This is a genomic window from Candidatus Pantoea bituminis, assembly GCF_018842675.1.
Lineage (GTDB): Bacteria > Pseudomonadota > Gammaproteobacteria > Enterobacterales > Enterobacteriaceae > Pantoea > Pantoea phytostimulans.
Genome location: NZ_JAGTWO010000004.1, coordinates 2,666,860 through 2,686,825 on the forward strand (window position 1 = coordinate 2,666,860; position 19,966 = coordinate 2,686,825).

Annotated in this window: 19 protein-coding genes and 3 pseudogenes; 5 read left to right on the forward strand and 17 right to left on the reverse strand. The window is 51.1% G+C overall.

Annotated elements, in window-relative coordinates; genetic code table 11:
- Positions 1-70: 70 nt before the first annotated feature.
- The 4 genes from KQP84_RS16350 to sdhC are packed head-to-tail and all read right to left on the reverse strand — an operon-like array spanning position 71 to position 3,302.
- A complete protein-coding gene (locus tag KQP84_RS16350) occupies positions 71-787 on the reverse strand; it encodes a succinate dehydrogenase iron-sulfur subunit (protein WP_215847323.1) in 717 nt (238 codons plus the stop codon).
- Between the two features lie 17 nt (positions 788-804).
- Complete coding sequence (sdhA, locus tag KQP84_RS16355; RefSeq protein ID WP_215847324.1) at positions 805-2,571, reverse strand: succinate dehydrogenase flavoprotein subunit; 1,767 nt, start codon at positions 2,569-2,571, stop codon at positions 805-807.
- Positions 2,572-2,919 (reverse strand): succinate dehydrogenase membrane anchor subunit, encoded by a 348-nt coding sequence (gene sdhD / locus KQP84_RS16360; protein WP_215847325.1) that lies wholly within the window; start codon positions 2,917-2,919, stop codon positions 2,572-2,574. It lies immediately after the preceding gene.
- Positions 2,913-3,302, reverse strand: coding sequence for a succinate dehydrogenase cytochrome b556 subunit (gene sdhC, locus KQP84_RS16365; protein ID WP_215847326.1), 390 nt, complete (start codon positions 3,300-3,302; stop codon positions 2,913-2,915). The genes sdhD and sdhC overlap by 7 nt, the downstream gene beginning before the upstream one ends.
- 632 nt (positions 3,303-3,934) lie before the next feature.
- Between sdhC and KQP84_RS16370 the strand changes: the two genes are divergently transcribed.
- The gene (locus tag KQP84_RS16370; RefSeq protein ID WP_215847327.1) at positions 3,935-5,218 is read left to right on the forward strand and encodes a citrate synthase; all 1,284 of its coding nucleotides are present in this window, start codon (positions 3,935-3,937) and stop codon (positions 5,216-5,218) included.
- Between the two features lie 58 nt (positions 5,219-5,276).
- Here the strand turns inward: KQP84_RS16370 and nei are convergent, their stop codons facing one another.
- The 11 genes and pseudogenes from nei to KQP84_RS16425 all read right to left on the reverse strand — a co-directional run bounded on the left by nei (position 5,277) and on the right by KQP84_RS16425 (position 14,510).
- A complete protein-coding gene (gene nei / locus KQP84_RS16375; RefSeq protein ID WP_215847328.1) occupies positions 5,277-6,065 on the reverse strand; it encodes an endonuclease VIII in 789 nt (262 codons plus the stop codon).
- Positions 6,066-6,076: 11 nt separating this feature from the next.
- Positions 6,077-6,724 (reverse strand): pyroglutamyl-peptidase I, encoded by a 648-nt coding sequence (gene pcp / locus KQP84_RS16380; RefSeq protein WP_215847329.1) that lies wholly within the window; start codon positions 6,722-6,724, stop codon positions 6,077-6,079.
- Between the two features lie 73 nt (positions 6,725-6,797).
- Positions 6,798-7,747 (reverse strand): annotated as a pseudogene (locus KQP84_RS16385) (DUF979 domain-containing protein); the annotation flags it as partial.
- Positions 7,747-8,475 carry a DUF969 domain-containing protein gene (locus KQP84_RS16390; RefSeq protein ID WP_215847330.1) on the reverse strand — a complete coding sequence of 243 codons (729 nt, stop codon included), beginning with the start codon at positions 8,473-8,475 and terminating at the stop codon, positions 7,747-7,749. The gene KQP84_RS16390 and the pseudogene KQP84_RS16385, both read right to left, overlap by 1 nt.
- Positions 8,476-8,531: 56 nt before the next feature.
- The gene (gene pxpA / locus KQP84_RS16395) at positions 8,532-9,269 is read right to left on the reverse strand and encodes a 5-oxoprolinase subunit PxpA (RefSeq protein ID WP_215847331.1); all 738 of its coding nucleotides are present in this window, start codon (positions 9,267-9,269) and stop codon (positions 8,532-8,534) included.
- Entirely contained in the window at positions 9,259-10,191 is a 933-nt protein-coding gene (gene pxpC / locus KQP84_RS16400; protein WP_215847332.1) for a 5-oxoprolinase subunit PxpC, read from the reverse strand. Before pxpC ends, pxpA begins: the two co-directional genes overlap by 11 nt.
- Positions 10,185-10,840: pseudogene (gene pxpB / locus KQP84_RS16405) on the reverse strand (5-oxoprolinase subunit PxpB). Before pxpB ends, pxpC begins: the two are co-directional and overlap by 7 nt.
- A 158-nt stretch (positions 10,841-10,998) precedes the next feature.
- On the reverse strand, positions 10,999-11,742 hold the full coding sequence (locus KQP84_RS16410; RefSeq protein ID WP_215847333.1) for a type 2 GTP cyclohydrolase I: 744 nt from the start codon (positions 11,740-11,742) through the stop codon (positions 10,999-11,001).
- Positions 11,743-11,760: 18 nt separating this feature from the next.
- Positions 11,761-13,186, reverse strand: a pseudogene (phrB, locus tag KQP84_RS16415) (deoxyribodipyrimidine photo-lyase).
- A gap of 12 nt (positions 13,187-13,198) precedes the next feature.
- Positions 13,199-14,155: a YbgA family protein gene (locus KQP84_RS16420; protein ID WP_215847334.1), complete on the reverse strand. Its 957-nt coding sequence runs from the start codon at positions 14,153-14,155 to the stop codon at positions 13,199-13,201.
- A 154-nt stretch (positions 14,156-14,309) separates the two neighbouring features.
- Positions 14,310-14,510, reverse strand: a complete 201-nt coding sequence (locus KQP84_RS16425; RefSeq protein WP_215847335.1) for a YbfA family protein — start codon at positions 14,508-14,510, stop codon at positions 14,310-14,312.
- A gap of 260 nt (positions 14,511-14,770) precedes the next feature.
- On the opposite strand from KQP84_RS16425, the gene kdpE reads away from it, so the two are divergent.
- On the forward strand, positions 14,771-15,445 hold the full coding sequence (gene kdpE, locus KQP84_RS16430; RefSeq protein ID WP_215847336.1) for a two-component system response regulator KdpE: 675 nt from the start codon (positions 14,771-14,773) through the stop codon (positions 15,443-15,445).
- Positions 15,446-15,483: 38 nt separating this feature from the next.
- Here kdpE and pgm read toward each other — a convergent pair whose 3' ends face one another.
- Together pgm and seqA are read right to left on the reverse strand one after the other, a co-directional pair.
- Positions 15,484-17,124: a phosphoglucomutase (alpha-D-glucose-1,6-bisphosphate-dependent) gene (gene pgm / locus KQP84_RS16435; protein WP_215847337.1), complete on the reverse strand. Its 1,641-nt coding sequence runs from the start codon at positions 17,122-17,124 to the stop codon at positions 15,484-15,486.
- 25 nt (positions 17,125-17,149) lie between these two features.
- The gene (seqA, locus tag KQP84_RS16440) at positions 17,150-17,698 is read right to left on the reverse strand and encodes a replication initiation negative regulator SeqA (RefSeq protein WP_215847338.1); all 549 of its coding nucleotides are present in this window, start codon (positions 17,696-17,698) and stop codon (positions 17,150-17,152) included.
- 251 nt (positions 17,699-17,949) lie between these two features.
- Between seqA and ybfF the strand changes: the two genes are divergently transcribed.
- The 3 genes from ybfF to fldA all read left to right on the forward strand — a co-directional run bounded on the left by ybfF (position 17,950) and on the right by fldA (position 19,821).
- Positions 17,950-18,741 carry an esterase gene (gene ybfF / locus KQP84_RS16445; RefSeq protein ID WP_215847339.1) on the forward strand — a complete coding sequence of 264 codons (792 nt, stop codon included), beginning with the start codon at positions 17,950-17,952 and terminating at the stop codon, positions 18,739-18,741.
- Between the two features lie 138 nt (positions 18,742-18,879).
- Positions 18,880-19,155, forward strand: coding sequence for a LexA regulated protein (gene ybfE, locus KQP84_RS16450; protein WP_215847340.1), 276 nt, complete (start codon positions 18,880-18,882; stop codon positions 19,153-19,155).
- Positions 19,156-19,290: 135 nt separating this feature from the next.
- Complete coding sequence (fldA, locus tag KQP84_RS16455; protein ID WP_215847341.1) at positions 19,291-19,821, forward strand: flavodoxin FldA; 531 nt, start codon at positions 19,291-19,293, stop codon at positions 19,819-19,821.
- Positions 19,822-19,966 lie beyond the last annotated feature (145 nt).

Consider the following 19,966-nt stretch of genomic DNA (forward strand, 5'->3'; position numbering starts at 1 on the left):
GTACACGACCACGTTTACAGAGGCTTCCGTAAATCGCCGGGAACCTGAGGTTCCCGGACGATAAAAATACTTATGCTCCGCGTTGCAGCAGCATCGACTTTATATGGCCGATAGCGCGTGTCGGGTTCAATCCTTTAGGACATACGCTCACACAGTTCATGATGCTGTGACAGCGGAAAACACTGAAAGCATCATTAAGATTGTCGAGACGCGCATCGGTTTCGGTGTCGCGGCTGTCAATCAGGAAGCGGTAGGCTGCCAACAGGCCGGCAGGTCCAATAAATTTGTCTGGATTCCACCAGAATGATGGGCAAGACGTTGAGCAGCAGGCGCAGAGAATACATTCGTATAATCCATCCAGATGCTCACGTTCTGCCGGCGACTGTAAATGCTCACGCGCCGGCGGATTTTCCCCATTATTCAATAAGAAAGGTTTAATTTTCTCATATTGCGCATAAAACTGACTCATGTCCACAACCAGGTCGCGGACAACCGGCAGACCCGGCAGTGGGCGAATAACAATGGTTTTTTTACCGTTGCCCAACGCCGATACCGGCGTGATGCAAGCCAGGCCATTTTTGCCGTTCATGTTCAGGCCGTCAGAACCACACACGCCTTCACGGCATGAGCGGCGAAAAGCCAGAGTAGGATCTTTTTCTTTCAAACGGATTAACGCGTCCAACAGCATCATGTCGCGACCATCTTCCGCTTCGAGGCTGTATTCCTGCATGCGCGGCTTGTCATCGACATCTGGATTGTAGCGATAAATTGAAAATTCGAGTCTCATGATCGTCTCTCCGCAAATTAATAAGTACGCACTTTCGGCGGGAACGCCGCGCGCAGTTTCGGCTGCATGTTCACCTCACGGCGCGTCATGCTCTCGGTTTGCGGGATATAAAGACTGTGGCACAGCCAGTTTTCATCATCACGATCCGGGTAGTCGAAGCGACTGTGCGCACCGCGACTTTCGGTGCGATAGTTTGCTGCCACTGCGGTGGCGTAAGCGGTTTCCATCAGGTTATCCAGCTCCAGGCACTCAATACGTTGAGTATTAAAGTCTGGTGAGCGGTCATCCAAACGCGCTGATTTCAGGCGTTCACGGATCACTTTCAGCTCAGCAAGCCCTTCTTTCATCGCATCACCTTCGCGGAACACCGAGAAATTGTTCTGCATGCAGCGCTGCAGCGCCTTGCGAATCTCAACCGGATCTTCGCCAGTGGTGTTGTTTTCCCAACGATTGAAGCGCGCCATAGCTGCATCAATCTCTTCCAAAGAGGCATCACGCAGCTCGCCCTGCTCGGCAATCGACTCCAGCAGATGCAAACCGGCTGCGCGACCAAATACCACTAAGTCGAGCAGTGAGTTTCCACCGAGGCGGTTAGCGCCATGCACGGATACGCAGGCGATTTCACCCACGGCAAACAGGCCTGGAATGACCACATCTTCGCCCTGCTCGTTCACGCGCAGCGCCTGGCCCGTTACTTTGGTCGGAATACCGCCCATCATATAGTGGCAAGTTGGGATCACTGGGATCGGTTCTTTAACCGGATCCGCGTGAGCAAACGTACGAGACAGCTCAAGAATGCCTGGCAGACGTGATTCAAGAACGTCTTTACCTAAATGATCGAGTTTTAGCTTAAGGTGTGGGCCCCAAGGACCATCACAGCCGCGGCCTTCACGAATTTCAATCATCATCGAACGTGCCACTACATCACGACCCGCAAGGTCTTTGGCGTTAGGTGCATAACGTTCCATAAAGCGTTCGCCGTGTTTGTTCAGCAGATATCCGCCTTCACCACGACAACCTTCTGTCACTAATACACCCGCACCGGCAATACCGGTTGGGTGGAACTGCCACATTTCCATATCCTGAACCGGCACGCCTGCGCGCAGCGCCATGCCGACACCGTCGCCAGTGTTGATGTGGGCATTGGTGGTTGACTGATAAATACGGCCCGCGCCACCGGTTGCCAGCACAGTAGCTTTGGCTTTGAAGTAAACGGTTTCACCCGTTTCAATGCAGATTGCGGTACAACCGACAACTGCGCCATCTTCATTTTTAACCAAATCCAGTGCATACCACTCAGAGAAGATGGTGGTTTTGTTTTTCAGGTTCTGTTGGTAAAGCGTGTGCAGCAGCGCATGACCGGTACGGTCAGCGGCGGCAGCAGTACGTGCCGCTTGTTCGCCACCGAAATTCTTCGACTGGCCGCCAAACGGACGTTGATAGACACGACCATCTTCAAGACGCGAGAACGGTAAACCCATGTGTTCCAGTTCCAGAATCGCTTCAGGTCCGGTTTTACACATATATTCAATCGCGTCCTGGTCACCGATATAATCGGAACCTTTGACGGTGTCGTACATATGCCATTCCCAGTTATCTTCATGGGTGTTACCCAGCGCGACGGTGATGCCGCCTTGCGCAGATACGGTATGGGAACGGGTCGGGAAAACTTTAGATAGCAAGGCACAGCTCTGGCCTGCTTGGGAGATTTGCAATGCGGCTCGCATTCCTGCGCCGCCTGCACCGATCACCACGGCATCAAACTCTCTGATTGGCAAACTCATTTACACACCCCACACCACAACAAACCCATAAATCGCATAGGACAACAACGTCACCACGACCACCAATTGCAACACCAGACGCTGCGCTACTGATTTAACGTAATCAGTTAACACTTGCCACATGCCAATCCAACCGTGGATCAGAATGGAAAACAGCGTCAGCAGGGTGAATACTTTGGTAAAGGCCGAAGCGAAGAATCCACGCCAGATGTCATAAGTCAGCGTGTCTGTCATCACTACAAAGCCGAGTATATAGAGGATGTAAAGCGTAATGAGAATTGCAGAAGCCCGCAGCAGCAGCCAGTCCTGAATGCCGTTGCGACCCAACGCGGATGCATTGCTTACCATACGAGGACTCCAGCCAAAATTGAAAGCACGACAGTAATACCAATTGCCACCTCAGCCGAGCGCGAGCCTGCTTGCAGGGTCTCAGCCAGATAACCAAAATCCATCAACATATGACGAATCCCGCTCACCGCATGGTAAGCCAACGCCGTTAAAATGCCCCACATAATGAACTTCGCGAAGAAGCCATCCATGATGGTTGCAGCGTGTTGGAAACCTTCCGGAGAGGAGAGAGACAAGCCCAGTAACCACAGCAGAATGGCAAGCGCAACCAAGGTAATTACGCCAGTAACGCGGTGGAGAATAGACGATATTGCAGTAACGGGAAACCGGATCGTCGAGAGATCCAAGTTGACAGGTCTTTGTTTTTTCACGGTTTTGCCCACACAGCTCTTTTTTATTTTGCTTCCTCCGGTCCTGAGGCGGAGTCGGATCACGCGACGTGTTCAGACTTTAACCGTCACCAAAAAAGCAACATCCAGTGTTAAATGACGCGGTAGAAACGCTGGGTGGCTCCTGGTGTCAGGGAATTCCGGAGACCTCGGCGAAGTATAGGAGGATCACAATCTGATTACAATTCCCCTACAAACACTTTGGGAACATTTCGGTTGAACAGTGATCTTACTCACGATTTTCACATTTGATACAAATTTAATTATCTGATTTGACAATAGTTAAACAATTCAGTTACAAACTAACCCAATAAACTCCTATGATGCACAAAAGTTATGGGGATACACTTTCCCCTAAGCTCAAGTTATGTAACATTGCGAGCGTGAGCCACAACAAGCATCAGGTTATTGGTTACCAAGAAGTTATGTCCAGACCGGATCTTTAACAACCTCGATATGCAGCATGTCATGGCTTTACGGTTCCTGACGGGAACATGCCTCTCACTCTGTACCCTGCACCAGACTTATGAACGCAGAGTGAAATTGTGAAGTTTTGCCACCCGCAACATGAACGCTTTTCAGGTGTCTAAAGATCCTTACCTACATAAGGCGCTATGGAGACGAAAATGACAGATAAAAAAGTGACGCTAACCCTACAAGATGATACGTCTTTTGAACTGGACGTGCTGGAAGGCACCTTAGGCCAGGATGTCGTTGATGTCCGTACCCTTGGCTCAAACGGCTTATTCACCTTCGATCCGGGTTTCACTTCTACAGCGTCATGCGAATCCAAAATTACCTTTATCGATGGTGACGAAGGTATTCTGCTGCACCGTGGTTTCCCGATTGATCAGTTGGCTACCCATTCGAATTATCTGGAAGTGTGCTACATCCTGTTGAATGGCGAAGCACCGACGAAGCAGCAGTTTGACGAGTTCCGCACCACGGTTACTCGCCACACCATGATTCACGAACAAATTAACCGCCTGTTCCACGGCTTCCGTCGCGATTCGCATCCGATGGCGGTAATGTGCGGTGTGACTGGCGCGCTGGCCGCGTTTTATCACGATTCACTGGATGTTAATATTGAGCGTCATCGTGAAATTGCCGCTTTCCGTCTGCTGTCGAAAATGCCGACCATGGCAGCGATGTGCTACAAATATTCGATCGGCCAACCGTTTGTTTATCCACGCAATGACCTGTCATATGCTGGGAACTTCCTGCATATGATGTTTGCAACGCCATGCGAAGAGTACAAGGTCAATCCTGTACTGGAACGCGCAATGGACCGCATTCTCATTCTGCATGCTGATCATGAGCAAAACGCCTCAACGTCCACCGTGCGTACTGCCGGTTCGTCTGGCGCTAACCCCTTTGCCTGTATCGCGGCGGGTATCGCATCGTTGTGGGGGCCTGCTCATGGCGGGGCTAACGAAGCGTGTCTGCGTATGCTGGAAGAGATCAGCACCGTTGAGCATATTCCTGAGTTCGTTCGTCGTGCGAAAGATAAGAATGACTCTTTCCGTCTGATGGGCTTTGGTCATCGTGTTTACAAAAACTATGACCCACGCGCAACTGTGATGCGTGAAACCTGTCATGAAGTCTTGAATGAACTGGGTATGAAAGATGATCTGCTGGAAGTGGCGATGGAGCTGGAGCACATTGCGCTGAACGACCCGTACTTTATCGAGCGCAAACTCTATCCAAACGTGGACTTCTACTCCGGTATTATTCTGAAAGCGATGGGTATTCCATCTTCAATGTTTACCGTGATCTTCGCCATGGCGCGTACTGTTGGCTGGATTGCTCACTGGAAAGAGATGCACGACGAAGGCATGAAAATTGCGCGTCCGCGTCAGCTTTACACCGGTTACACTGAACGCGAATTTAACTCGCAGCTGGAAAAATAATTTCTTTTAAACAGTAAAAAAGCGGGGATTTCCCCGCTTTTTTTATGACGCGTTCAGGCTAAACCTGACAGCCCGGACACCAGTAAAAGGGTCTGGACGAGAGCGTTCCCTTTTCAATCAGTGTTCCGCAACGCCGACATTTCTTGCCCTGCCGATGAAACACTTCGAAGCGAAAAGCCGCTTCAGAGTGATATTTTTTCATCGTTCCTCGCATGCGATAAGCGTGCCGTGGTACCGATAACAGCGCCTCGCTGAATGCTGTCAGCTGTGCTTCGCTTAACGATTGTGCCCGATGCTGCGGCAACAGTTCTGCTAACCACAAAACTTCAACCCGAAGGTAGTTACCTAACCCGGCAAGAAAGGCTTGATCCAGTAACAATCCACTGAACTGTCGGCGGCTGAAGCGCGGTGAAAGTAGCCGTTGTTTGACTTCTTCCACCGTCAACGTGCTGTCGAGCACATCCGGGCCAATGCGATTCAAAAAGGGATGGCTGGCGAGCATATCCGCATTTAGCAGTTCAATATCTGACGCGCTATAGAGCAAAATCGCATGCTCGGCGGTAGCCAATCGAACCCGCAGTTGCCGTTTCGTTTCTGGCTGGCTTTCAGGTAAGACAATACGCCAGACGCCATAAAGCTGATTGTGACTGTAAAGCGTTAAGCCATTGCTGAAATGCGTCAGCAGCGCTTTACCCCGCGTTTCAATCGCCTGTACCTGCTCACCGAGCAGCGACGGTTCGTAGGTTTTCAGCTCAGGAAAGGCAAACCAGACATCCGTTAACGGTTGCCCGACAATGGCTGTTTCAAGCTGATCCGCCACACGGCGGATCTCCGGTCCTTCTGGCATTTATCCGCCTATTAGTGCGTTGCTCCACCCACGACTTTCAAATCCTCTTTTATCTCTAACGTGACGCGAACGGCAATTTCCAGCGCCTGAATCACGTTAGCCGAAGACATACTCGGTGCGCCAGGATGCTGTGCCGCCTGCTCTGGCAGATAAGGGATATGAATAAAACCGCCCCGCGCTGAACTGCCTTGGGTTTGCAGCCAATGCAGCAAACCATACATCACCCGGTTACAGGTAAAGGTGCCCGCAGTTTGTGATACCGACGCGGGAATGCCCGCTTCACGCACCGCCGCGACAATGGCTTTGATCGGCAAGCGTGAGAAATAGGCCGCTGGGCCATCCTGCACAATCGCTTCATCCACCGGTTGTTTACCGGCGTTATCGGGAATGCGCGCATCATCCACATTAATGCCAATCCGCTCGACGGTAATGTCGCTACGTCCGCCCGCCTGCCCTACCGAAATAATCGCGTCAGGTTTAATCTCGTCCAGCGCCTGATTAAGTACGTTCAACACTTCGCTGAACACTACCGGCAATTGGCGCGTAACAATGGTTGCGCCAGCAATTTGCTTGCCTTCCAGCGCCCGTACCGCTTCCCATGAAGGATTAACATCTTCCCCACCAAAAGGTTCGAACGCGGTCATCAATACAGTTTTCATTCTTTCCTCACAGGAACATCAGAAAATAGAGCAAAAAGACGTTAACGATTAACAGTAGCACACCGGTTGGCACCTGAGCCTTGATGACCGCGTTACGGTCTGGTAGCTCAAGCAATGCCGCAGGCACGATGTTGAAGTTAGCGGCCATCGGTGTCATCAACGTACCGCAATAGCCAGAGAACATGCCAATCGCCGCCATCACTGCTGGATTACCGCCATGCTGCAAGACAAGAATGGGGATCCCTACGCCTGCGGTAATAATCGGGAAGGCAGCAAACGCGTTGCCCATGATCATGGTCAACAGCGCCATGCCGACAGCATAAACCGCAACCGCAATAAAGCGATTATCGACCGCTAAATAGGTTTCCGTAAGGTGTGAAATCGCGCTGCCGACGCCTGCCGTAGTGAACAATAATCCCAGCGTCGCCAATATTTGCGGCAGGATGAATGCCCAGCCGATGGCATCAAGCAGTCGGCGCGTTTCCTGCATCGACTGCACAGGTTTCTCGTGGGTCATTTTCAACGCCACCAGCCACCCCACCAAACACCCAACCATCATTGAAAACAGCGTCACCAGAGTGGAATGATTGCCGGGACCAAATACCGCGTCTTGCAAACCCGGGATATGGTTAAACGCTAAGACACCGACCACGGTGATTACCGGAATGGCTAGCGCAGGCAGAAACAGTTTGTTGTGCAAACGTTTTGCGCTGACCTTTTTTCTTCGTCACTACGTTGATGATAGCGGCCTAATTTTACACCGCCTAAACCTGCGATGAGCGCCATCACCACCACCGCAACACCCACTACAATATGCAGCGTACGTGTGCCGACTTCCGGCGTTCCCATCAATTGCGTCATTAAATGCGTGGTCCAATCACCGACCAGAAAAATCAAGCCGTACAGCGCCCAGAACAAACCGGTGGTAAAACGACGCGGGTTGGCGCTGTCACGCCAGGAAAGTACCGCCACAACCAGCAGGATAATGCCTGCCAGCCACATCAAATATTGTTGCTGAAACATTATTGGCCCTCCTTGGCTTTCAATGCCTGGCTATTCAGCGTCTGTAATTCACGTGACAGTTTGCGATCCAAGCGAACCAGACGTGCTGAGTGGATTAGGAAGGCAGCAATCGCTGTTGGAATACCCCACAGCGCAATGTGCAAGGGCTCGGTCTGAATGCCTGCCGACTCTTGCATGAAGTTGTGCATGAAGATAATGGCACCGAAAGCCACAAAAATATCTTCGCCAAAGAATAAACCTACGTTATCCGTTGCCGCTGACATCGCGCGCAGACGATGACGAACCTCAGGTGAAACCTCACCATAACGGTTCTCGGTAGCGCCTTCAGCCATTGGTGCTAATAGCGGACGCACCATCTGTGGATGGCCACCCAGGCTGGTTAATCCCAGCGCGGCGGTGATTTCACGCACCAGCAGATAGACGATCAGCAAGCGACCGGCGGTCGCGGTTTTGATCTGAGCAATCCACGCTTGCGCGCGCTCTTTCAAACCGTGGCGCTCCAGCAGGCCGATCACTGCCAGCGGTAACAACAGAATCAGCGGCAGATTTCGCGTATTTAAAAAGCCTGCGCCCAGCTTTTCCAGGATGTCAGCAATCGGCATCATCGCAGCGATACCGGTCACGAAACCCGCAACAATCACCACCAACACCGGATTAAAACGTAATAAAAAGCCTACCACGATGGCGGCAATGCCGAGCAGCGGCCAAAGGTTCACCACGCTGTCCATATTTTCCCCTTATGAGATAAAAAACCCGGCGCATTGCCGGGCTAACAGTCAACAATTTAAAGGCTATTCACGGCAACCTGATGTGTCGCAAAAACATCACGCAGGCGCTGAGCAAACTGCAACGCATGCGCGCCATCGCCGTGCAGACAAACGGTTTGTGCATTCACCGCAACCCATTCGCCGCTGATGCTTTTCACTTTGCCTTGTTGCACCATTGCCAGCGTTTGTTCAATCGCCTGGGTTTCATCTTCGATCAGCGCGCCCGGTTGACCGCGTGGCACTAATGCACCGCTATTGAGATAGCCGCGATCGGCAAAAACTTCTTCACGGGTACGTAATCCGCAATCAAGGCCTGCGCGAATTAATTCGCTATTGGCAAGACCAACGACGATCAAATTAGCATCCACCGCTTTAATCGCCTGCGCTATAGCCTTTGCCAACACAGCATCCGCTGCGGCTTGGTTGTAGAGCATGCCGTGCGGTTTAACGTGCACCAATTTTTGCCCTTCGCTCTCCGCCAGGCTTTTCAATGCGCCAATTTGATAAATCATCTGGGCATAGACCGTTTCAGGTGGAAGCTGCATCGCGGTGCGACCAAAGTTTTCGCGATCGGGAAAGCTGGGATGTGCGCCAATGGCGACGCCAAACTCTTTTGCCCAGCGCACTGACTGCAGCATGGTTTGTGCATCACCCGCGTGAAAGCCGCAGGCGATATTGGCTGAACTGACTAATTGCAGCAGTGCGCGATCGCTGCCGCTGCCTTCACCCAAATCGGCGTTTAAATCAATTTTCATGAGCGAGTCCCCACACCATTTGGTCTAACGCGCGTTGCTGATGTTCACGCGCCTGTATTGCTTCTGGCAAAGTGCAGTGAATGAAGTGGATTGGATCACCTAAACGAATCTGTGCCAGATGATAAAGATCGGCTTCAATCACGCAGGCGATGCGCGGATAACCGCCCGTAGTTTGTGCATCTGCCATTAGAACGATCGGCTGACCATTAGGCGGTACTTGAATCACACCGGGTACCAAACCGTGCGATAACAGCTCACGTGGGGTTTCGCGGTTGAGCTGTCGGCCCTGCAGGCGATAACCCATGCGGTTACTTTGCGGACTGAGTTTCCATGCGGTACGCCAAAAAGCCTGCTGCGCCTCGCGGCTGAACTCATGATACTCCGGCCCCGGCAAGGCGCGAATACGATTACCCCATAAGATTTGGCGCACACCGGCTTTCTTATCAAACTGGCGAGTTGGTTTGCCCAGCGGCAGGCGGTCACCATCTTCCAGTTTACGCCCTTGCCAACCGCCAAACCCCGCCTTGAGATCGGTGCTGCTTGAACCTAATACTTCCGGTAGCTCAAAACCGCCATTAACAGACAAATAGCTGCGCATGCCGCGAACCGGCATCGACAGTGATAAAACCTGGCCCTTCTTCACTGGCAAACGCCAGCCGGTCCACACCGCTTTGCCATCCAGTTCAGCATGACAACCTGCGCCCGTTAAGGCAAACCAGCCCTCACGCGTGAATTCAGCTTTGAACTGACCGAGCACAATTTCCAGCACCGCGCTGTCAGGCGCATTACCCACCAGCAGGTTCGCGGTGACCATCGCTGGATGGTCGAGCACGCCGCTGACGCTGATACCATATTGTCGCCAGCCGTTACGACCGCTGTCTTGAATGCTGGTTGCCAGCCCGGCACGAAGAATTCTTAGCATACGCCCTCCTTTTGCGGCACAAACCGTACCGTATCGCCGGGACGTAACAAGGTTGGTGGTTGATTTTTGGATCAAACAGCGCAACGCGTGTTTGTCCAATCAGTTGCCAGCCACCGGGGCTGGCGAGCGGATAAACGCCAGTTTGGCTACCGCCAATGCCCACCGATCCTGCCGGAACCAGCACGCGCGGTTCTGCACGACGTGGCGTGTGCAAACGCTGATCTAATCCGCCCAAATAGGGAAAGCCAGGCTGGAAGCCGATAAAATAGACCACGTAATCACTGCTGCTGTGCAGCTCAACCACTTGCTGCGGCGTCATGTTGGCCTGTTCAGCCACCACGTTGAGATCGGGCCCGCTTTCACCGCCATAGATCACCGGAATGTCAACCTGACGTGATTCTGGCAACTGCGCTTCACTCTCTTCCCACCAGCGCTGTAAGCGCTCAATAGCATCCAGCGCTTTATGTTGTGGATCGCGTAACAAAATGGTGATGTTGTTCATCCCAGGTATCACTTCAAGCACTTCTTCATGCGCTTGCAGCCGTTGATTCAATCCCCAAATGCGCTGTTGGCTAACCAATGAAATCGGCGGCTCCAGTTCCAGCACAGCCGCGCGTTCGCCCAACAAATAACAACGTGCTCGTTGCAACACCCACCTCCATTTCACCTAAAATTACGCGCGCAGAAATCTTCAGGCGCGCGTTGCAGGCATTTGCTTATCGGTATAAAGCAGACAGTTATGCGAAAGTGACAGAGATGTGTCAATAGATTTAGGTCCTGCGCGAAAGTGCAGGACCCGTGAAGTGCTTAGGCGGGATTAGGAATATCGATGAAAGTGACGTCGAGGCCGTGGTTTTCAGCCAGCCATTCGCCCAACGCTTTAATGCCCGCGCGTTCAGTCGCGTGATGGCCTGCTGCAAAGAAATGCAAACCTTGCTCACGGGCGCTGTGAATAGTCTGCTCGGAGACTTCACCGGTGATATAGGCATCAACGCCGAAGTCGGCGGCGCTGTCGATAAAGCCTTGGCCGCCGCCGCTGCACCACGCAACACGACGGATTTTCGCGGGTGCGTTATCGCCACAGTGCAGCGGTTCACGCCCCAGTTTCTGGGCAATGCGCTGAGTCAGTTCTTCCCCGGTCAGCGGCGTTTTTAATTCGCCCCAAAACACCAGTGGCATCACTTCACCGCGTACATCAATATCCAGTAACTGCGCCAGCTGTGCGTTGTTACCCAGCGTTGCATGCGCATCCAGCGGCAGATGCCAGCCATATAAATTAATATCGTTAGCCAGCAGCGCACGCAGGCGATTACGCTTCATGCCTTTAATTACCGCCGGTTCATTTTTCCAAAAATAACCGTGATGAACCAGAATCGCATCGGCGTTACGCTTTACGGCTTCATCCACTAATGCCTGACAGGCAGTAACCCCGGTAACGATGGTTTTGACTTCGGCGCGGCCTTCAACCTGTAATCCGTTGGGTGCGTAATCGCTGAAGCTGTGTGTATCCAGCTGCTGATTGACGATTTGCTCTAATTCGTAGTGATTCATTTCGGCTCCCTTGCCGCCTCAAGCCGCATTTTTTGCGCGCTCAAAGGCGTCTAATGTCTTTTTACGTGCCTCCTTATGTTCCACGATTGGTGCCGGATAATCGAGTACCTTGTTGTGTTTCTTCGCCCAAGCGTGCGGTTGGTGAATATCGCTGTCTGGCACGTCACTGAGCTCAGGCAAGTAGTGGCGAATAAATTCACCTTGCTTATCGAAGCGCTCGCCCTGCGTTGTCGGATTAAATATACGAAAATAGGGTGCAGCATCGGTGCCGGTTGACGCCGCCCATTGCCAACCGCCGTTATTGGCAGCCAAATCACCGTCAATTAACTGCTGCATGAAATAACGCTCACCGCCATGCCAGTGGAGAAGCAAATCTTTTACCAGGAAGCTGGCGGTGATCATGCGTAAACGATTGTGCATCCACCCAATATCATTCATTTGCCGCATAGCAGCATCAACAATCGGATATCCTGTTCTGCCCTCTTTCCATGCAGTGAAGTGTTCATCGTTTTGCTGCCATTCAACGTTATGTGTCCACTGAATAAAGGGCTGATGCTTGCACAACGCGGGATAAGCCACCATCAAGTGCCGATAAAAATCACGCCAGATCAACTCATTAAGCCAGACAAAAACGCGATTATCATCCAATGCCGCAGGATGTTCTTTCAGAACCCGATGTAAACACTGACGCGGCGAAAGCACGCCGGTTGCCAGATAAACCGACAAGCGGCTTGTGCCATCAACGGCAGGCATATCCCGTGCGGATGAATAATCCAGAATCGGTTGAGTGGCGAAATGGCGTAACTGCCTCAGCGCAGCGGCTTCACCGGGAGGGAAAAGAGCCTGATCAAAGTCAGCTGCTTGATAACTAAAGGGGGGATTTTTTGTGAATTCTTAATGGCGCGCCGTCACGTGCTCTCGGCGCTGGAACACATTCCGGCAAGCCTTGATGCAGCCGACGGACAAAAGCTTTGCTAAACGGCGTAAATACCTTGTACATGCTGCGATCACCGGTTTGAACGCTGCCGGGTGCCAACAGCACGCTGTCATCAAAACCCTGACAAATTACGCCGTTCTCATCTAACTGTTTTTCAACTTTCGCATCACGCTGCCGCTCATTGAATTCGTATTGGTAGTTATAGAAAAGGTTATCAATTTTATGTTGCTCACAGAATGTTGTGAGGTAGTCAACAGACGCATTGAAGTCAGTACATTGATGATAATAAAGTTCGATACCGCGATCGGCTAATGTCTCTTGTAGCAGCAGCAAGCTTTGATAAATAAAAGCAGCCTGCTTCGGTGCCATATCATGCTGCTGCCACTGTTTCGGTGTAGCAATGTACAGCGCAATCACCTTGGCTTTGCTGTCGCGACATGCCGCGTGCAAAGCCAGATTATCGTTAATGCGCAAATCATTACGCAGCCAAACTAAATGGGTGGTCATATCAGGTCCGAATTATTGCCCATAACGCAGGCGCAGCGCTTCGGGATAGGGATCAAAGTAGCGCTGTTGAGCCAGCCATGGATGCGGATATTCCGCCATGTAGTGCTTAAGAATGGTGATAGGAACCAGCAACGGCTGTGTGCCCTGACGATAATGGTCAATCAAGGTTGCCAGTTCCTGCCGCTGTGGCGAGCTGAGCTGGCGACGGAAATAGCCTTGAGCATGCATTAATACGTTGGTGTGATTACGCCGTGATGCAGGATGCGACATCAGTTCCATCAGGCGATTGCGATACTCAAAAGCGAACGCTTCCAGCGAATCCCACTGGCTCATTGACGCGACAAAAGGCCCTAGCTCGCGATACTTTTCTTGAGAATGCGCTAAAAGCAGCAGTTTATAACGGCTGTGGTACGCAATGAGACGCGCACGCGTCAAACCTGACTTCCACATTTGATTGAATTCGTGCAACGCACAAATACGTCCTACAAAGTTTTCGCGCAATGCAGGATCGTGTAGACGTCCATCCTCTTCAAGTGGCAGCCAAGGCATCTCTCTACGCAGAAACTCGGTAAAAATGCCGGTTCCCGCTTTGCGGTTGTTGTTGGATTCAGGCTCGTAAACGCGCACGCGTTCCATGCCACAACTCGGGGACTTAGCACACAGAATGTAGCCACACAGATGATGCATTGCTTTCACCCGCTGTTCAGACCATGTGCGCATTTCCTGCGTAACCTCTTCTCCCCCATCTTTGCTGAAGCAGAGATGCAGATCATCGTCTTCTTGCTTTACTAAACGTAATGCTGGACGTGGCGTGGGAAGACCAATCGCCATTTCTGGACAAACAGGTTCGAAGCGCACAAACGGCGTGAGCTGTTCCGTTGCGAAGGTTAATCGCTTGTGACCACCATCAAATCTGACGGTATCGCCAAGCAGGCAAGCACTGATCCCAACTGGAATTTTCTCACTCATACTTGTACAACCTCTGAAATCTTGTAGAGGTTTAAGTGTAGCTGAAAATTATTTGGCTGTAAGGGATTGAAGGTTAAGTTTAGAGAAATTCTGAGAGGATAATGCTTAAAAAAAGCCCGGTAAAATGACCGGGCTGACTATTTGGATGGGTAAATTACCAAAAAATTCCTCCTGCCGCTTCTGACTGCGCCAACCAAACGGGTTTAGCGCTGGTTTTACACCACACGCGATGCAGATAACTGTAAAAACGGGCGCGATCTTTACGGAAAAGCATGATCGGTAACGCCATAACGCCGAGTAAAATCACCAAGGCACGACGCAAAATAATTTTGTTGCGTGAATAAGCGGGATACATCGTTTGCCTCCTTTTTAAGCGTAATAAGTGAGTAAATGTGATCTGACTCTAATATTACGCCCAGCTGTGTAATTTTACTACTCATCCGACCACCCTCCAGACCAAATTTATCGCTTTTAAGAATGCACGCCGTAAGTAAGTTACACACTTGTAATGGCGTTGTTTCTTTAGTGGTTATTTTCTCAATTGAACATTCACGGACGCGCTGATCATTTGTTGTTAAAGTAGCGAGTAAATGTTGATTTGATGGCAGGTTGCACGTGGCTACGGTTTTGATCATTGAAGATGAAAAAGAAATACGTCGTTTCGTTCGACTGGCATTAGAAGGCGAAGCCTTAAAAGTGTTTGATGCGGACACCCTGCAACGTGGCCTGATTGAGGCCGCCACACGCAAGCCGGATGTGGTGATTCTCGATTTGGGTTTGCCTGATGGTGATGGGAACACGTTTATCCGTGAACTACGGCAATGGAGCACCATTCCGGTGATTGTGCTATCGGCGCGCAGTGATGAACAAGATAAAATCGATGCGCTGGATGCCGGTGCGGATGATTACCTGACCAAGCCCTTTGGGATTGGCGAGTTACAGGCGCGAGTGCGGGTGGCCTTACGTCGTTTTAGCGGCATTAATCCTGAGCCTAAAGTGGCGTTTGCAGACGTGACCGTTGACCTTGCTGCACGTCGCGTGATTCGTGCAGGCGAAGAGATTCATCTCACTCCGATAGAGTTTCGTTTACTGGGCGTTTTGCTGAACAACGCGGGCAAGGTGATGACTCAGCGTCAATTGCTTAGTCAGGTATGGGGGCCGAACGCGGTCGAACACAGCCATTATTTGCGTATCTATATGGGACATCTGCGGCAAAAGCTGGAGGGCAACCCGACTCAGCCGCTGCATTTGCTCACCGAAACCGGGATTGGTTATCGATTTATGCCATAAAAAAAGGCGCCAGCGGCGCCTTTTTCATTACACCTTTATCAGGCGTTTTTCAGCACTTCGCTGACGATTTCTACTGCTTCTTTCTCGATCTGTGCGCGATGTTCGGCACCAAGGAAGCTTTCACAGTAGATTTTATAGGCGTCTTCAGTGCCAGAAGGACGCGCTGCAAACCAGCCGTTTTCCGTCATCACTTTCAGACCACCAATTGAGGCACCGTTACCAGGCGCTGCAGTCAACCGTGCGGTGATCGGATCACCCGCCAGCGTGTCTGCACTCACCATTTCTGGCGACAGCTTAGAGAGCGCCGCTTTCTGTGCCGATGTAGCAGAAGCCTGCAAGCGGTTGTAGCTTGGCGCACCAAAGCGCTGAGCCAGCTCATCATAATGTTGCTGCGGGTTCTTACCGGTCACAGCCGTAATTTCAGCGGCCAGCAAGCACATAATGATGCCGTCTTTGTCCGTTGACCATGGCGTACCATCGAAGCGCAGGAAGGATGCACCCGCGCTCTCTTCGCCGCCAAAACCGAAGCTGCCGTCGAAAAGACCATCCACAAACCATTTGAAACCAACCGGTACTTCTACCAGTTTACGACCAATGTCATTAACAACACGGTCGATCATCGCACTGGAAACCAGCGTTTTGCCTACGGCAACTTCTTTGCCCCATTGCGGACGATTCTGGAACAAATAGTTAATCGCTACCGCCAGATAATGGTTTGGATTCATCAAGCCCGCAGGCGTAACGATACCGTGGCGATCGTAATCAGGATCGTTACCAAATGCTAAATCGAATTTGTCGCGGTAAGCCAACAGGCCCGCCATTGCGCACTCGGACGAGCAATCCATACGCACCACGCCATCTTTATCAAGATGCATAAAGCGGAAGGTTTGATCGATAGCATCGTTAACGATGGTAAGATCTAACTTGTAGTGCTCTGCAATGCGCTGCCAGTAAGCCATACCGGAGCCGCCAAGTGGATCGACACCAATTTTCAATCCTGCTTTCTGGATTGCGGCAAAGTCGATAACCTGCGCTAACCCTTCGACGTATGGCTGGATCAGATCTTTTTCTACAATATGGCCGCTTGCCAGCGCTTCATCCAGCGGCAGACGTTTGACTTCTTTCAAGCCATTTTTGATCAGCTGATTTGCACGATCTTCCACCACTTTGGTGACATTGGTATCAGCTGGTCCACCGTTTGGTGGGTTGTACTTGATGCCGCCATCTTCAGGCGGGTTATGGGATGGCGTAATAACAATGCCATCAGCCAGCGCGCCGCCAGACTTATTATGTTCAAGAATTGCGTTGGAGATCGCAGGCGTTGGCGTATAGCCATTATCCTGCTGAACAATAACGTCAACGCCGTTGGCCGCCAGCACTTCCAGCACCGACAAAATAGCGGGTTCTGACAGCGCGTGGGTATCTTTACCTACGTAGCATGGGCCAGTAATGCCATTCTTTTTGCGCTCTTCAGCAATCGCCTGCGCGATAGCCAAAATGTGCAGCTCATTGAAGCTTTGACGCCCTGCGCTACCGCGATGGCCAGATGTGCCAAATTTCACCGCATGTTCCGGGTTCGCCACATCAGGCTTCAGGACATAATACTGTGATGTTAATTGTGCAACGTTAATCAAATCGCTCTGCTGGGCAGGCTGCCCGGCACGGGGGTGATTGGCCATTGGCGCTTCTCCCTGACGCTTCAGTTTAAATGGTGCCGCAAACTTTCTCTGTCAGTTCCGGCGGGAACTGCATTGATAGCATGATGTGTTCGACCATGCTGCATTTGCGACCAGTATTGGTATTGGTGATCACCCAGTACGGCGTGCCAGGAACGTGCTTTGGCTTCGTGTGGGTGCCATTCTGCAACAGCGTGTGCTCATCGCCCGCAAAGTAAACGCGAGTACGGCCTTGCAGCGAGGCAGTTGCCTCGGCAAACGCTTCGGTATCAAGACGATAGAGTGTTGACAAAATCAGCATAAAGCGATTAACCGCTCGCTTCTGCTCCGCATACTCATCAGAAAGCATTAGCTCACGCATGGCGCGCACGCGATCTTGCGGGCGCGATTCTACACGCGCAGCTTGCGCGTCATGCACGTCTGGCTTCGCCGCGTTTGGCGCAGCCGCTGCAGGTGCCGTTTGACCGGCAGTAAACTTCAGCATGCGACGCAGAATATCTGATGCGCTTTCGCCAATATGTTGCGTATGGCTGGCAATATAACGGTAGAGCTCTTCGTCAACTTCGATCGTTTTCATCTTATTCCGTACGGTTTTTTACTCATGACAGAACCATGCATTACCTGAAAAGCCCTTAGCAAAGTTTGGCAATTCGAAATGTGAGCGGATTCTAACATCAGGATTATAAAGTTAAATTCAGGCGGGCTGTTAGCATTCAAACGGTTTATGGGCAAAAGTCAGAATATGTCCTAATGCCGCTGGAACCGGCGCGCCTGAAAAGGTGAATCCATGATAACCTAAGCTTAGGTCTCAAACTTAAGAACTTTGCCATGATTTTGAACGCCCGTCTGCAAACTGAACAATCTACTGTTGATTCCCGGCCCATCCTGCTTATTCATGGACTTTTTGGCAGCCTTGATAACCTTGGCGTGCTGGCGCGTGGATTAAAGGATGATCGTCCTCTCATCCAGGTTGATGTCCGTAATCATGGCATGTCGCCGCGCTCTGAGGAGATGAACTACGCTGTAATGGCGCAGGATATGTTTGACACGCTGGATGCGCATGGTATCGATCGCGTTTCTGTCATAGGTCACTCTATGGGCGGCAAAATAGCCATGACGATGAGCGCACTGGCTCCCGAACGCATTGAACAGTTAGTTATGATTGATATCGCTCCGGTTGATTATCAAACCCGTCGTCACGATGAAATTTTTGCTGCTATCCGGGCGGTCACAGAATCTGGCGTTAAGCTGCGCAGTGCAGCGGCTAATGTTATGCGCAACGTGATCAATGAAGAAGGCGTGATTCAGTTCATTCTCAAATCTTTTCAGGATGGAGAATGGCGTTTTAACGTGCCGGTACTGTGGGACAATTACGCGACCATTTCTGGCTGGAAAGATATTCCGGCTTGGCCACATCCTGCGTTATTCATTCGCGGCGGTGATTCTGCCTATCTGGATAATCAGTATCGCGATGCTTTACTGAAACAGTTCCCGGCAGCTCATGCACATGTGATTAGCGGAGCGGGACATTGGGTGCATGCTGAGAAACCTGATGCCGTTTTACGCAGTGTTCGTCGGTTTTTGCGCTTTAAAAGCAATTACCTGGCGGTGAAAGTTTAGGATTGGCGTACGCGGTTAGCGTGGAGTATGATGGCGCGCTAAAAATTTGCCGACGGCTATTTCTGCCGCGGTAAGGGCCAATAATTTATAATCTGCGCAGCGTAAACGCCGCTCGCGCCCATTCAGTTTCACTAAGCCATGGCAAAAGAACACACTGACCGCACCACGCTTGATCTGTTTGCTGAGGAGCGTCGTCCCGGTCGCCCTAAAACCAGTCCGCTTTCGCGCGATGAACAGCTGCGTATAAATAAACGCAATCAACTGAAACGTGACAAAGGGCGCGGGTTACGCCGTGTCGAGCTTAAAATGAACAGTGAAGCCGTTGAAGCACTTAATACGCTGGCGGAACAGCGCAATCTCAGTCGCAGCGAATTGATTGAACAAATGTTGCTGCAACAACTCAAACTAGACTGACACGAGCAAAACGCACGCAAAAACAAATGTCACGGCTTTACAAGTTCCGCGCTTTTGTCACGTCTGCTATTATTCGCAGAAATGTGCTGTTTTAGCACACATCTCATCATCAGGATTTAAGAGGTTATTTTACCCATGGCACTCGTAGGCATCTTCTTTGGCAGCGATACCGGCAACACCGAAAACATTGCAAAAATGATCCAGAAACAGCTGGGTAAAGACGTTGCGGAAGTGCATGACATCGCGAAAAGCACCAAAGAAGATCTGGCAGCGTTTGATATCTTGCTGCTGGGCATCCCAACCTGGTATTACGGCGAAGCGCAGTGCGACTGGGATGATTTCTTCCCAACGCTGGAAGAGATCGACTTCAACGGCAAATTAGTCGCGTTGTTTGGTTGTGGCGATCAGGAAGATTACGCAGAGTATTTCTGTGACGCGATGGGCACCATTCGTGACATTATCGAACCTAATGGCGCAGTGATTGTTGGACACTGGCCGACTGAAGGCTATCACTTTGAAGCCTCCAAAGGCTTGGCCGATGATAAAAACTTCTTGGGTTTAGCGATTGATGAAGATCGCCAGCCAGAATTGACCAACGAACGCGTTGAAAAATGGGTTAAGCAGATTTTTGATGAGCTACAGCTCAAAGAGATTATCGAAGCTTAATGCTTACTGATTCGATGTGGGCGCTGGCTCACATCGAATCAGTGGAAATTCCTATAGAAATAATAGCCACATTTTTTTAACTTTCTTCGTTTAATCTGTAGAATACCCCTATCGGTCATCCGCTTATTTCTCTGGATATGAGATG